General features: G+C 55.1%; 11 protein-coding genes. 5 read left to right on the forward strand and 6 right to left on the reverse strand.

What is annotated here, in order from left to right; translation table 11 throughout:
• Positions 1-325 precede the first annotated feature (325 nt).
• Together EI42_RS05870 and EI42_RS05875 are read left to right on the forward strand one after the other, a co-directional pair.
• The gene (locus EI42_RS05870) at positions 326-3,811 is read left to right on the forward strand and encodes a tetratricopeptide repeat protein (RefSeq protein WP_111319827.1); all 3,486 of its coding nucleotides are present in this window, start codon (positions 326-328) and stop codon (positions 3,809-3,811) included.
• A gap of 131 nt (positions 3,812-3,942) precedes the next feature.
• Positions 3,943-6,612 (forward strand): LuxR C-terminal-related transcriptional regulator, encoded by a 2,670-nt coding sequence (locus EI42_RS05875; RefSeq protein ID WP_111319829.1) that lies wholly within the window; start codon positions 3,943-3,945, stop codon positions 6,610-6,612.
• Positions 6,613-6,655: 43 nt separating this feature from the next.
• Here EI42_RS05875 and EI42_RS05880 read toward each other — a convergent pair whose 3' ends face one another.
• From EI42_RS05880 to EI42_RS05900, 5 genes are all read right to left on the reverse strand, one after another.
• The gene (locus tag EI42_RS05880; RefSeq protein ID WP_111319831.1) at positions 6,656-7,234 is read right to left on the reverse strand and encodes a GrpB family protein; all 579 of its coding nucleotides are present in this window, start codon (positions 7,232-7,234) and stop codon (positions 6,656-6,658) included.
• Positions 7,235-7,307: 73 nt separating this feature from the next.
• A complete protein-coding gene (locus EI42_RS05885) occupies positions 7,308-8,174 on the reverse strand; it encodes a carbohydrate ABC transporter permease (RefSeq protein WP_111319832.1) in 867 nt (288 codons plus the stop codon).
• Positions 8,175-8,199: 25 nt separating this feature from the next.
• The gene (locus EI42_RS05890) at positions 8,200-9,162 is read right to left on the reverse strand and encodes a carbohydrate ABC transporter permease (RefSeq protein WP_211326045.1); all 963 of its coding nucleotides are present in this window, start codon (positions 9,160-9,162) and stop codon (positions 8,200-8,202) included.
• A 72-nt stretch (positions 9,163-9,234) separates the two neighbouring features.
• Positions 9,235-10,515 carry an ABC transporter substrate-binding protein gene (locus tag EI42_RS05895; protein WP_111319834.1) on the reverse strand — a complete coding sequence of 427 codons (1,281 nt, stop codon included), beginning with the start codon at positions 10,513-10,515 and terminating at the stop codon, positions 9,235-9,237.
• Positions 10,516-10,974: 459 nt separating this feature from the next.
• Entirely contained in the window at positions 10,975-11,724 is a 750-nt protein-coding gene (locus EI42_RS05900) for an alpha/beta hydrolase (RefSeq protein WP_170142394.1), read from the reverse strand.
• A gap of 235 nt (positions 11,725-11,959) precedes the next feature.
• On the opposite strand from EI42_RS05900, the gene EI42_RS05905 reads away from it, so the two are divergent.
• The 3 genes from EI42_RS05905 (at position 11,960) to EI42_RS05915 (ending at position 14,558) form a co-directional block, all read left to right on the forward strand.
• Positions 11,960-13,054, forward strand: a complete 1,095-nt coding sequence (locus EI42_RS05905) for a UDP-N-acetylmuramate dehydrogenase (protein WP_111319838.1) — start codon at positions 11,960-11,962, stop codon at positions 13,052-13,054.
• A 349-nt stretch (positions 13,055-13,403) separates the two neighbouring features.
• Positions 13,404-14,111, forward strand: coding sequence for an alpha/beta hydrolase (locus EI42_RS05910; protein ID WP_111319840.1), 708 nt, complete (start codon positions 13,404-13,406; stop codon positions 14,109-14,111).
• Between the two features lie 75 nt (positions 14,112-14,186).
• Positions 14,187-14,558, forward strand: coding sequence for a PH domain-containing protein (locus tag EI42_RS05915; RefSeq protein WP_111319842.1), 372 nt, complete (start codon positions 14,187-14,189; stop codon positions 14,556-14,558).
• A 48-nt stretch (positions 14,559-14,606) separates the two neighbouring features.
• Here EI42_RS05915 and EI42_RS05920 read toward each other — a convergent pair whose 3' ends face one another.
• Positions 14,607-15,005, reverse strand: coding sequence for a DUF3224 domain-containing protein (locus EI42_RS05920; RefSeq protein WP_111319844.1), 399 nt, complete (start codon positions 15,003-15,005; stop codon positions 14,607-14,609).
• Between the last annotated feature and the right edge of the window lie 55 nt (positions 15,006-15,060).

A 15,060-nucleotide genomic window follows, 5' to 3' on the forward strand; every position in this document is an offset into this window, starting at 1 on the left:
TGCGGGCCCGTTTCCGGGAACGGTTGCGGGAACGGTACAGGAACCGCTTCCAGGAGTTAGTGTACGCGGGATTGAAACAAAAAACAGGTAGCAAAAGTGGTATTTTCGGGGTTTATTTTTGATACCAGCGAGCAAGCAGGGGCACGATATAGGTACCAACCAGCTACATAGGTCTGATCTATGGTCCCGGAATACTTGACTATTTCTGGCGTTTTGAGGTATCTTGGTAGAAAACAAGCTGCGCAATAAGCTGGTTCCCGAGAAAACAAACAGAGAAACCGCAGACACAATGTAGTGGCATAAGGGCTTATAGAAACAGGAAGCAATGACACGCTCACATCCTACGGTCCACGGACAGACCTTAGTGTATCGACTCGACGACCGGGAAATTCAAGTGCAGGTTGATTCCCCCGAATGGTTCGAGTGGCTGACAGAGGCAATGACGTTTGCTTTCCACTCTGCGGAAGGCTCCTTTACCGCGCGTAAGGAGCGTACCAGCAATGGTCGTGGCGGCTGGTACTGGAAAGCCTATCAGCGCCGTAAAGGGAAACTCTATCACGCGTACCTCGGCAAAACCGAAACCCTGACACTGCAACGCCTGCTGAGCATCGCCGGACAGCTTTCCCGAGATGGAGCACAACAACCTGAGGAACCAATTGACCAGGAACCGTTTTTCCTGCACATCGGGCCCCTGATTGGCCGCGAGCAGGAAATAGCCACGGCGCTGGAACTGCTAAAGCGCCCGGATATCCGCCTGCTGACCATTACCGGACCGGCAGGGGTCGGCAAAACACGTCTCGGTGTCCAGCTCACGCAGATGCTTTCCGCTGAGTTTGCCGATGGCTCGCAGAGCGTTTCGCTGGCAACAGTACGTGATGCCTCGCTGGTGCTGCCTACGATCGCCTACCGGCTAGGCTTTGTTGAGGCAGGCGAGGAGTCACTGCTACAACGTGTAAAGACCTATCTTGCCCACAAACAGATGTTGCTGCTGCTTGATAACTTCGAGCAGATCGTCATCGCTGCACCTCTGCTTGCTGAACTGCTCTCGGCCTGCCCGCAGATCAAGTTCCTGGTCACCAGCCGCGAGGCTCTCCATATCCGCTCAGAGTATGAGCTGAACATTGCGCCGCTCCCGCTTCCTGACCTGCGCCGCCTTCCCGATCTCAATGAACTGGCCCAGAATGCTGCGGTCTCGCTCTTTGTCCAGCGGGCCGCCTCGGTGAAGGTTGGCTTTCGATTGACCGCCAATAACGCCCGCCCGATTGCCGAGATTTGTACGCAGCTTGACGGGCTCCCGCTCGCGATCGAGCTGGCAGCCGCCCGGGTGAAGTTCTTCCCACCCCAGATGCTACTTGCACGTCTGGGAAGCCGCCTTCAGATCCTCACGGGAGGAGCGCGGGATCTGCCCCCACGTCAGCAAACATTGCGCGATACGCTCCATTGGAGCTACGAGCTGCTGACCGAACAAGAACAACGGCTGTTCCGTCGTCTGGCCGTCTTTGTCAATGGCTGCATGATTGACGCGGTTGATCCGGTCTGTGGCACGGCCGATGAGAGCGATACGCTAGAACTCATCACCTCATTGATCGATAAGAATCTTGTACAGAGTATCGAGCAGGCAGACGACCAGATTCGCCTGATGATGCTGGAGACGGTGCGCGAGTATGGGCTTGAGTGCCTGCAAGAATATGATGAGATCGAAACGGTACGTCAGGCGCACGCTGCCTACTATCTTGAACTGGCGCTAGAGGCCGAAGCGCACCTGAAGGGAGCCGATCAGGTCGCATGGCTGAACCGACTTGAGCAGGAATACGACAATCTGCGCACTGCCTGTCACTGGCTCCTTGAGCGTCAGCAATATGAGGCCACGCTTCAGCTCTGTAGTAGCCTCTGGTGCTTCTTTCTGATTAGAAGCCACCAGAGCGAGGCGCTCCACTGGCTGGAACAGGCGTTAACCTATCATCACACGACAATCTCTCCATCCTTACGCGCAAAAGGCTACTATACCGCCGGACTGCTCGCGGGAAGTCAGGGCCTCCATCCGCAAAGCCTGCTCTATCTTGAAAAGAGTCTGGAACTCTCGACCGATAAGCACAACAACGCAGCAGCCCTGAATCAGCTCGGGCATATTCGCGCCCGGTCATCACCTTTGGAGGCACACAAGCTCTATCAGCAAAGCTTTGAGCTGGCGAAAGAGGTACAGGACTCGCACTGCATGGCCGATGCCCTGATCTCGCTGGCAGATGAGGCGCTGGCGTTGGGTGATCTGCCTCGATCACGTACCCTCTTCACGGAGAGCCTGCGCATCTCTGAGGAGCTACATGACAAGCGAAACATCGCCTGTAGCCTGGGCGGACTGGGTCAGGTCTACGCGCAGGAAGGGCGCTTCTCCGAGGCCCAATCATTCCTGCTGCGCAGCCTCAGCATTTTCCGCGAGATCGGCGATCGTACCAACCTGGCTTATATGCTGATCCCGCTTGGCATGGTGACCCTCTATCTGGGCGACTATCCAACCGCGCAGGCGCTCTTTCAGGAAAGCCTGACCGTGTCGCGTAGCCTGGGCAATCAGAACCATATCGCGAACTATCTGGGCATTCTGGGAGAAGTTGCCCTGCACAAGAAAGGCGAGGAAACTGCGGCCCGCATCTTGCTTGAAGAGAGTCTCTCTATCTTTCGCGAGACAGACAACGAGGAGGGCATTGCTTCACGCCTGCTTGTGCTTGGCAATCTGGAACTGGCGCAGGGACATTTGCAGACAGCAGAGCCACTGCTACAGGAAAGTCTGCTGATCTTCCGCAAGCTTGCAAACCGAGCCATGACTGCGACCGCGCTCTATATGCTCTCTCATACCGCGGCCCATCTGGGGAACTATAGCGCCGCACGCGCCTACATGGCTGAGAGCCTGACGATCACTCGCGAGATCGGTGACAAATGGCAGATGCCCTCGCGTTTGAGCCACCTCGGATTGATCGCGCTCAATCAGGGAGAGCTTGAGGTGGCACGTCCGCTCATTGAGGAAAGCATTGTGCTTGCACGCCAGTCGGGGGATCTGCGCTATCTCTCCGATGCGCTTGGAATCATGGGCCTGCTCTTGATGAACGAGGGCAATTATGCAGGTGCACAAACCCAGTTACAGGAGAGCCTGAGCATCTCGCAACAGATCAAGGACTCCATAGCCAGTGCCTATCGTCTGGCCGATCTCGGCACGCTGGCCTTCTATCAAAAAGACTACGCACATGCTCGCCCCCTGATCGAGGAAAGCCTGATGATCTGTCTGGACGCGGGCAACCGCTGGTTTATCGCGTCATGTCTGGAACGCCTGGGAGAAATCGCGATTGAGGAGCAGCAGACGGTTCGTGCCGTACAACTCTGGGGAGCCGCCGCCACGATTCGGGAAACTATTCAGGCCCCGATTCCGCCCATTGAGCTCAAGCCCTATCAGGAGGCCGTCGCAAAGGCCCGACAGCAGCTCGGTGATGAGCAGTTTGAAAGTATCTGGGCTTCGGGACAGAAGAAGACGCCCGCCGAGCTCCTCTCACTCACCCATACCGAGCCGCTTGAGGAGAAAAGCGTTCTGTCCACTCCGGGCACCGGACTGACGACCCGCGAGCGTGAGGTTCTGGAACTGGTCACACAAGGGCTGACCAACGCGCAAATTGCCGAGCGGCTGATTATCAGCCCGCGCACCGTGCAGACACACCTGACCTCGATCTACAGCAAAATCGGCGTCACCTCGCGGAGCGCCGCCACACGCTACGCTATTGAGCAAAAGCTGATTGAGAGCTCCGCAGAATGGCGTAATCTCGCGTAATCTCTCCATTCCAGCATGTTTCCCACCAGAAATACGCACTCTTGCCGATGTGGATACCCACGCTATAGGGCTATGCTTGAAGGAAAGGACGAAGAAGCAATGAAGCATACTACAAAGAGAGAAGGCACCCTATGGCACGAACCACTCTACCGCACGTCATTGATGACTGCCTGCACTTGCAGGAAACACCCCCTTCTACCATCACTATAGGTTCAGCGGGCTGGTTTCGCTGGCTCGAAGAGAACACCTCATTTTCTTTCCGGCATCCGCTGGGCACGTTCACCGGGCGTCGTGAGCTGCATCAGCAGAAGCCGTACTGGTATGCCTATCACAAACGCGAGGGCAAAACGTTGAAAGCATATCTTGGCAAAGCAGAGGACCTCACAGCAGAGCGCCTTCTTGCAGTTGCCACCCTGTTATTTACCAGAACGACACTGCGTCAGCCAGCTTCAGAGGCCACATCAAGCCATATAGTAGCGCGTCCCTATCTCTTTCAACACTGCCTGCGCTCGTTGCACAAAAAGCTGATCCTGCTCTCTGCACCCGCCGGTTGGGGCAAGAGCACGATACTCCAGGAGTGGCAGCGTCTGCTTCAACAACAGAAAGTGCAAACTCTTGTCCTGACGCCGCACGAGGCCGGCTTTCAGGCCTCGCTCAATGCCGCCCTGACAGAGCATGCTGAGATAGCCATTCACTCACACGAGCAGGCGCTAGAAACGCTGCGTCGCCTGCAACGCGTGGTGCTGTTCCTCGATCAGAATGAGATCACCTGCGCTGACGAGATTATACACTTTCTGCAACAGGCCCCGGCAGGCTGTCACCTTATCCTGGCGACGCGTCACCCGTCAACGCTGGCGCGGCTCTCCGTTCAGAACCTCATAAGCGAACTGTCTCTTGAACAGCTTGCGTTTCGTCCGGAGGATATCCGCACGCTTGTGCAGCAGCTTACTGGCACAGAGCCCACAGAGGAAACCGTCAACCAGCTTGCAGAGCTTACCGGGGGCTGGCCCCTGGGAATTCGCTGGCTCCTGACACACTGTCCCTTCCCGATCACCAATGATGAGCTTGCAACCGTGCTGGAACACGATCGCTCGCTACAGCACTTTGTAGACGAGGAGATCCTGCAACCACTCCCAAAGCCCTGGCGGGACTTCCTCCTTCAGATCTCCATTCTGGATGAGCTCGACGAGCAGCGCTGCAATGCCGTGCGCGAGCGCACCGACAGCCATACACTGCTTGCCTCGCTGGCACAGGCACACCTTTTCCTCCAATCGACCGAGCATGGAACCCTTCGGCTGATCCCGCTTCTTGCCCGGGTGCTCCGCCAGCAGACCGATACAGCACCGCTTCACGCTCGTGCGAGCCGCTGGTACAGACAGCGCGGGCAATTGCAACAGGCCCTGTTCCATGCCCATCAAAGTGCTGATGAGCAACTGGTCCAGCGCCTGCAGCTTCACTCGGCCCTGCTCCATCTGTTCAAGGGACAGGACGTACCGGCACATACCTCACCCCTGCTTGCGGCCCTCGCTGTGCAGCGCTTTGACGAGGCAGAGCGCCAGCTTGCCACCCTTGAAGATACCGACCTGATCAGTCTGGTACAGCTCTATCTGGCAGGGCAGACCGGGAAACGCTATCCCATCGAATACGTATCCGAGCAGCCAGACGTCCGGGCCTGGTGCGCTACGCTTGCCCCGATCATGACCGGCGATGTTGCAGAATATCCTGTTCGGGAACTTCTGGCATCCAATGGGCACCAAACATCGCTTGCGCTCGGAGCGCTGGCCTTTCTCTTGCTTCAGCAGGGAAAGCTTCAACAGGCAGCCTCGACACTCGAACAGCTCAGGGAGCGGCTTGAGGCTGAAACAGATTCGCTGCTCTATGCCCTGGGAATGAGTGAACTCGCGCTGGAACGCCATGACCTCCCCACGGCGGCGCACTTCCTGCTACAAGGCCAGCAGCTTTTGCACGCCACACACTACTGTCATGCCGCACTCTCATTGCGCCATACCATTGCGTATACGCGGTTCTATCTGGCCCAAAGCCAGTATACGCGGGCGCTTCAGCTCGCCAGCACGATCGAGGAGCAGGCAACATGGCCACAGCTTGCCCATCAGCTTGCAGCCGCACAGCGGGCCTGGGTTTTCCTGTCACAGGAGCAATTCGACAAGGCGGAATACTGGCTGACCATCTGCAAAAACAATAGCGTGGCGCTCCCTGAGCTGCTTCAGACATGGATCGCACAGCTTGAAATTCGGCTCCACCCCCAGAGCGCATATCGGCATCTGCCCTTGCTCAAGCAGGCCGCCCAGGCACATCAGCGCTGGACCGATCTGCTGACGTACGAGCTCTTTCAGGCGCACCTGTTCTATACTACTGGAGCTCAGGCAGCGGCACAGGCCACGCTCGAACGGGCAGTGCTGCGAGCGCGTCCCGAACAGCATATTCGTCCGTTCCTTGAAGGGGGACAAACCATCTATCGGCTCTTGAGGCTTCTCCAACGGGGCGCGGTTGCTCCGGCCTTTGTGCGTACACTTATCACGCATTTTCATAAGGTTGAGCCCCGCCAGAGCAGCGCCCTTTCTCGGGAGGCGTCCACACTGACCCGACGAGAGCATGATGTGCTGCAATTACTGGTTAAAGGAGCCTCCAACCGCACCATTGCCCGTGAGCTGGTCATCAGCGAGGGAACCGTCAAAAAGCATGTCTTTAACATCTGCTCCAAGCTCAACGCCCAAAATCGAGCCCAGGTTATCGCACAGATTCTACAGGAGCAGCAATTCAGATACACGGAAGCGTCGTAAAGGGACCGAGCGGGGACAGGCAGTGTTTCCTGTCCCCGCTTTTTCATGCGGTCGCTCGCCGCAAAATCTGCTCCACAACGCCAGTCTTGGCATCTGCATAGTTCTGCACATATTTCCAGTTTCGGGCCGCAAGCGTGCGCTTGGTCTCTTCATAGAGCTCGCGATCCTCCGGATGCGTGCGCAGCCAATCGCGGAAACGCAGCATCCGAGCAACTTCCGGGCACCCGGGCGAGAAGACATGCAGGTTGCACATCGGCTCGGTTCTCTTGAGCACCCGATGCTCATACCACTCTGGCTCACGAATCCGCAGGGTGTAACCAGCGGCTTCCAGCGCTGGCACATAGGACGCCTCATCCGCCGCATCTGGCACAACAAGCACGATATCGATAATCGGCTTGGCGGCCAGACCCGGAACCGAGGTTGAACCCACATGCTCTAGCTGGCATACTTGACCATTCAGGGCAGCCCGAATGTGCTCCGCCTGACGCTCAAAAAGATGAGGCCATTGTGGATCATAGTCAACGAACTCAATCGGTTTATGTAGCGGAACAAGCTCTCCAATTGTGACGGCTTGAAGCTGTTCCTCCGTTGTTTCTCTGATCTGTTCTTCATGCTCAGACACAGAACACCTCTTTTGTCAGAATCCAAAACACACCAATCTATCTATCATAGCATAGGAAGCGCTCTGTGAGAACTTAGCCTTTCAGGCCGCTCTGCTTGTATCCCTCCACGATATAGCGCTGAAGCAAGAAGAACAGCACCATCAGCGGCAGAATCGCGACCGCGGCGCCGATAAAGAGTTCGTGTAAATTCAACACCTGAGCGTTGAGGAAATTGGATAGCACCACCTGCACCGTCCAGGCCGTCCGATCCTGCCCGACCACAAACGGCCACAGGAAGGCGTTCCAGCTCTGGATAAAGGTAATCACGCTCAACGCGGCAATGATACCATACGAGTTCGGAACCACAATCCGCCAGAACGTGCCCCAGTAGCCCAGACCGTCCACACGCCCCGCCTCTTCCAGCTCACGCGGGAAACTCAGGAAGAACTGCCGAAACAGAAACGTGGTGAAGCCGCTGAAGATACCCGGCACAACCAGCCCCTGTAGCGTGCTAAGCCAGCCCAGATAGGAGACGACCACATAGGTTGGCACATAGATCACCGCCGAGGGAATCATCAGCGTGAGCAGGATCGTATAGAATACCTGGTTGGCATAGCGATACGGCACCCGCGCCAGACCATAGCCCGCCAGCAACGAAATAAGGATCTGCCCCACCGTCTGCAAGAAGGCGATCAAAGCCGAGTTCACCATTCCATCCGAAAAAGGAACCTCCGAATCCGAGAAGAGTTCGCCAATATTTTCAAAGTGCAGCGCAGAGGGGAAGAAGGTCCAGTTCGGTGAGGTGATTTCCTGTTCCGTAGCAAGCCCGTTACGCACGATCAGATAAAATGGTAAGAGAAAGAGCAGCGCCAGTACAATCAACACACCATAATGCAGCGTGTTCAGGAGCGCCTTCTTCAGCGTGACACGCGGCGCTGGTCGCACAACAGAAGTTGACATACATTCTCCCTTTGCATACTGTATCTTAATTGGAGCGCCCGAAGCCAAGCAAACGGCCCTGTAGCAAGGTAAAGAAGATGATAATGATGGTAAGAATCATCGCTCCGGCACTTCCGAGCCCATAATCCTGGCTACCAAGCGCGACATTGTACAGATACATCAGTGGCGTGCGCAGCAGACTTTGATTGCCGCCCGACATGATATTCCAGAACTCGTCAAATGCCTGATAGGCCGCGATAATGTTCAGCAACAGGATCGCAATAGAGGTATTGCGTAGTTGTGGCACGGTGATATACCAGAACGTCTGCCAGCCTCGTTTTGCGCCATCAACCAGCGCGGCCTCATACAGCTCACGCGGGATCTCCTGAAGCCCGGCAATAAAGATGATCATATACATGCCAAGCTGGAGCCAGAGGCGCACCGTTACCAGTACCAGCCAGTACCAGGGAGGATTAGGCGAGGAGATCCACTGCACCGGGTCCAGGTTGAACAGATGGAGAATCGCATTTGCCAGCCCATAGCGCGTCCCGTTGAAGATACTCATTTTCCAGACAATCGAGGCCAGCACATATGAGCAGGCTGTTGGCAGAAAGAAAACCGAGCGAAAGAACCCCTGTGCGAACTTCGCGCTGTTGACCAGCAGGGCCAGCCCGAGCGCACAGAGAAACGTGGTCGGTACAATAAAAAAGGCAAAGATCGTAAAGGTCAGCAGGGATGAGGTAAACTGCTGATCCTGAAGGAGATCACGATAGTTCCGCAAGCCCGCAAAGCCTGTCGGGAGAATCACCGCCCGAGCCTCCGAAAAGCTCAAGACAATGCTCCAGATAATCGGAACAAAGAAAAACAGGATCAGGCCAAGCATTAAGGGAGCCACAAAAGACCAGAAGATCAGCGTCGTCTTGATGGAACTGCGTCGCACGCGCCGCGCGCTCTCTCGCTCGCCAATAGACGGCATCAGCGCCGCAGCCGGGGTCTCTGGAGAGCTCATCCGATTTTCCCTCCTTGCGTTGAACTACAAACGGTATGGAGGAAGAAAGCGCTCCATACCGTTCAACATGGCCTAGCTCAAGAGCTTCTGCAACTCTTTATCGCACTTGTCCGCGGCCTTCTTCAGCTCGGACATTGCGTCAGCATTGTGCTTGACAATGTTGCTGACGGCATCGGTCAGCGCGAGTTGCATGGCGTTATCCCAGTACGGCGTATTGGAATGTCCATACGCATTCAGGAACTCCACTGCCTTCGCGGCAAGACCTTTCGTCAGCTTGTCCGTTTTCGCGGCGATGCTCTTGCGAGGAGGAACATGGAAGCCATAACCGACATTCCAGTCAATCTGTATGTCGGTGTTATCGATCCAGAGCCACTTGACATACTCCTTCGCGGCATCGATATGCTTGCTCTTCGCCGAGATCATCTCAGCCCAACCACCAAAGCCAACCGCAGGCTTGCTCTGCGCATCCAGCGCCGGGAAGGGGAACACGCCGAAATCGTCACCAAGCGCCGCCTGAATCTCCGGCATGGCCCAGAGTCCACACCACTGCATGGCACACATACCCTGCTTGAACGGCTCGGAACTCCACCAGAAGACAGGCGCATCAGGCAGCAATCCCCCGGATGCATTCAGCTCACGCAGCTTCTCATAGGCACCCGCCACGCGCTCGTTCACAAACGTAATCTTGTTATCCTCGGTAAGAAACTCGGAGCCAGCCGCCCACCCCAGAATATAGAGAAGAGCATCAATACCGCCGTCAGAGCCGATATAGAGCCCCTTCATATCCTTATTCGAGAGTTTCTTTGCCGCTGAAATAAGCTCGTCTATGGTCTGAGGCTCTTTCTCAATGCCTGCCTTCTGGAACAGGCCCTTGCGATAGTAGACCATCGACATGTCATTCAACATTTTGATCGCGTAGATTTTGCCGTTGATCCGGAGGGGTTTCAGGGCGTTCTCGTTGAAGTCGTTAAGGACCGGGGAAATAATATCATCGAGCGGCACAACCAGACCGGCTTTCACCTGATCAACAGTCGGGTTGGGAAGCTCAAAGACATCGGGAGGATTGGAACCAAGCAGAGAGGTACGTACTTTATCGGGATACTCATTTCCGGTGCCCGGCACCCAGTTAACTGTGACTTTCGCCTTTGTGTACTGTTTGGCGTAGCGTTGTACCGCCTCATGGGTGCCTTTTTCGCCATACTGATGATACCAGTGCGTCAATGCAGGCAGATCTGAATTGCTTCCTCCTCCGCCACCGGTACCCGCACAGGCTGCCAGTAATCCCCCACTGAGAGCCAGCGAAGCAGAATAGCGCAAGAAATGCCGTCGAGACTGAGTCGATCCGTGAGCCATATACCAAGCCTCCTACATGGTAATAAAACCGCACAACAATTGGTCATAGGAATTCTTACGGCCCATCGCTCTTTCTCCACCCCACATGAAATGAGAATCCGCATAAGCCAGCGATATGCGAATTCACGGGTGCACGCTTTCTATCGGTTTTGCCTGCCCTCTTCCTTGAAGAGCTTTCAACCGATCATCGGGGTTGCCACAAACGTTCTAGAAGAAGAAACGCTGTTTCCTTGCTGGGATACTGGAATCGGATTTTTCCTCATGGTCTCTTTGTTAAACTAATGTTATAAAAATCATACCATTCACATTTTTCTTTGTCAATGATACAAGCGAGCAAGATATTTCAGTTACACGATAGAAGAAGAAATCCTCGCCCTCCCTTCGCTCCTCTACTCTATAAATAGTCTTTTCAGGTAGAGCCTCTGTTACCAGGAAAGGACCGGTAACAGAGGGAGTACATCAATTGGCATAGGTGTGGACAAAGGTCAGAATACGCTTCAATAGATCCTGCCAGTGCTCTTCATAGAAGAGGTCGGTGCCGTGGGCGGACCCACTATAGATGTGCATTTCCTTCGGAGCATTCGCCACCTGATAGAGCTTCTCCGTATCCTCGTGATAGGTGTCATCCTCACTGTTGATGATCAACTGTGGAGCAGTTATCTTCCTGACCGTCTGCTCATCCACCCAGCTAATAAAGGGAGCCGAGAGGGTAATCACCCCTGCCACCTTCGTCTGCGCGGCAGTCAGCAGCGATGTCGTGCCGCCAATACTGGCCCCGATCAACACGATCTTATTCGCCCCCTGCTGCTGCATAAAGGTAATCGCGCCAAGCAGATCAAGCTCATACTTGCTGGTATTATCATCACCCTCCGAATCGCCATTGCCCCGATAGTCGTATGCCAGCACCCGAAGCCCCTGCTGAGCCAGCCAGGGAGCCAGCATCTCCCATTCCTGCTTGGAGCCTCGGCGCATATGGGAGCAAATAACAGCCGTCTGCCCCGAGGCGCCATACAACCACCCGGTCAGCTTGATTCCATCGCGCGAGGAGAACTGCACCGTTCGCTTCGGGACCGCCGGTGGCGTCGGTGAAGGAGTGGGAGCCGGAGGTGTTGGCGTTGGTGATGCTGTACCCTCTTGAGGGGACGACGCACAGGCCGTCAGCAGCAACAACAGGCACAAAATCACGAGTTGACGAACAGACTGTCTCATCCTTCTCTCCTTGTAAAATCTCATACATCGATATGTCACACAATACATACGTCAGTGGAGACATACTTTTTCTCATTCCTGGCTCAGCCGTACGCGGTGTAACGTGACGAGGCTGTGATATCGTCTTATCTATACGTGAGGGGGCTGTGAGGTCACTGCGATATACTACACACAGAACGAAGAAGAGATATCCGCTTCCCCCCGAAGCCGAGGCGGCAACAAAGGAGAGATTGTTATGGCTTTCCAGAAAGATGCCCTCTACGCTCGCTTGCAGCCACACTTTCACGAGCGAATTCGCCGTGATGAGCCGCTGTCGGAGCATTGCGCCTTTGGGATTGGAGGTCCCGCAGATCTCTGGCTTGATCTGGTATCAAAAGAAGAACTCTTCAGGCTGGTGCAGCTCTGTGGAGAGCACCGTGTCCCGCTCTTGTTGATCGGAAATGGAACGAACATTCTGTTTGCCGACCAGGGTGTGCGCGGCATCGTTGCCCATCTTCACGAGAAAGAGTTCGAGGTGGAGAATGAGGGAGATTCTGCACTGCTCCTTGCCGATGCCGGGTTAAGCTGGCCTTCTCTCGTCAACCAACTGGCCTCGATGGGATGGAGCGGGCTTCAATTCACAGCCGGGATTCCCGGTACCCTGGGTGGCGGGGTCATGAGCAACGCCGGCGCCCACAATAAGCATTTGGGACAGGTGCTTGAGTGGATTGAGGTGCTTGACGCACGCGGGGTGAATGCGGGGGAGCCTGGTGCGATAGCAGTACCACAGATACGCCGCTATTCCCGTGATGAACTGGATCTTCGGTATCATCACAGCCGCTTGCGCGAACAGCGATATGTCCGTTGGAGCGAAGATGGGTCGTTGCTTCCGGCTCCACATGCCTTGATCGAGCCGCCAGAAATGGTGTTACGACTCGCCCTGCGGCTCTATCCTGACCAACCGGAGCACATACGCGAGGAAATCGGTGCGTATGAGGCAATTCGACGCGCTGAGCTTCCGCGGGAAAAACGATCGGGCCCGGTCTTTCTTGATCCTGAGGGACAGCGGGCAGGCGAGCTCATCAAGCGGGCGGGACTGCGCGGTCGGGTCTTTGGCAATCTACAAGTCTCACCACGCAATGCGAACTATCTCATTAACCGTGGAGGTGCCAGCGCAAATGATGTCGTTGCGCTGATCTCATATATTCGTGGCGAGGTACTTGCTCGTTGTGGCGTTGATCTGGCAGTTGACCTCGAATTACAGGGCGAGTGGCAACCCGTCAAGACGCATACAATGATCTCTGCCTATGCGCGAAGAGAAGCGTATGCACGCAAGGAAAGGAGGCGATAAGATCTGTTCAAGCCGGTATAGGACTCCTCCTATACCTGACCTTCCCGATACACAACCATCCTGAAAAGAGTGAGTTGATTGAGCTTTCCACAATGCCGTTAAGCTCAAGCCTTCTCAAAAATACTGTAGTAAGATCGTGCCTTTCAATAACGTCGTCGTGCTGCCCGGGATCAGCTCCGGGCGGCATTTTTTGCCCCCTGAAGGACACAGCACACCACCCACAGAGAACGCATCCTCGTGCTTCCATGCGGCTGAGACACCTTCTCTCGCCTCTCAACGTGTCTCTTACAGTTGCGCCTGCTCGCCGGCAGGCAACACAAGCTATTGTAGCAGAAAGGGCCTCACAACCATGCAACAAGAACAGGAAAAGACCCGGGGACATCTAGCTGCACGACCGAAACCGACCGGGGAATCTTCAGCTCCCGTCGGCCTGCACCCGCTGGAGCTGGACATACAGCGCGATGGCTTCCTGTATGTACCTCAGGGCTATCAGCCCACACACCCGATGCCGCTTGTGCTGATGTTGCATGGCGCAGGCGGGACCGCTCATGGCACGCTTAGCTACTTTCTTCCAAGCATCGAGCAGATCGATTTTCTCCTGCTCGTTCCCCAATCGCGTCAGCAGACGTGGGACGCGATTGAACATGGCACAGGTGTCTATAATGCCGATGTTTCCTTTATTGAGCGTGCACTGGAACAAACCTTCAGCCGCTACGCTGTCGATGCGTCACTGCTCGCGATAGGCGGCTTTTCCGATGGCGCTTCCTACGCGCTCTCGCTCGGTCTGATGAATGGAGACTTGTTCAATCATATCATCGCGTTCTCGCCGGGTTTCCTCTCGCCCCTTTATACTGAGGGCAAGCCACGCATCTTTATCTCACACGGCAGGCAGGACCCTGTACTCCCGATTGATCGATGCAGCCGCAAAATTGTACCACTGCTTCAGCACAACAACTACGATATCCACTATCATGAGTTCGATGGGATGCACGCGGTCCCGCTCGACATCATTCACGAAGCCTGGCGCTGGTTCCTGGATGGCTATATACCGATTTGATTCCGCGTCACTTTCCCCGTCTATCAGAGTAGAGACGCATGTTCGTAGACTTTCTTTTATCAGGAGAATCATACTTTGGTAGACTTCCAACAGGGCTTCATTAAACTCTCGCCAATCCCACCACAGCAAGTGATGTCGCTTGTTGGGCCTATGCTGGTCGCAGATGAGCAGATCATAGCAGCGTTCAAATCAATTCGCGACTCCGTGGTTTTTACCAATAAGCGGATTCTGGCAATCAACGTGCAGGGCATTACAGGGAAGAAGATCGATTATACCTCATTGCCCTATAGCAAGGTCCAGGCTTTTTCAATCGAGACCGCAGGCGTGCTCGACCGTGATTGTGAGCTGGAACTGTACTACAGTGCGGTCGGGAAAGTCAAATTTGAGATCAGAGGAAGCTTTGATATTGTCGGCTTCAACAGAATACTGAGTCAATACGTGCTCTAGTGAGGAAGAGAAGAAGGGCAGATGTTCTCTTTCTGCCCTTTAAATAGCTTATGCCTCAAACTCATAATCCAGATGGAACAAGGCCGCCTGCTCGGTATGCTCAAATGAACAGCGCCCCTTCAAGCCACGCAGTTCATCGGTTCCCGAGCCCGGCACTATATAGCCGAAGGTCTCAACGAGCTTATCACCCTCCATCGCGCCTCCATGCTGCACTACAAAACTCCCGAAGCGCTCTCCCAACCGTCCCGTTATTCGTTCCGTCGCGACATAGCCCTTGCCATCCTCACTCTCGCAACTCAGCATGCAGACCGTGCTCTCTGCCTCAAGCTCTCCGGAAAAGACCTTTTTCAGATCGGTCCGATACAGAGTCGCCCCCTTCTCTGGCTCATCATAGGGCTGTGGCTCCCAGGAGATTACCTTGAAATTCGATGTACAACGCTTACCCATATGTAAACTGTCCTTTCTGTTTCATGCTGATCTCAGTGTACGTCCTATTCCGGAC

It is taken from the genome of Thermosporothrix hazakensis, assembly GCF_003253565.1.
GTDB classification, from domain to species: domain Bacteria; phylum Chloroflexota; class Ktedonobacteria; order Ktedonobacterales; family Ktedonobacteraceae; genus Thermosporothrix; species Thermosporothrix hazakensis.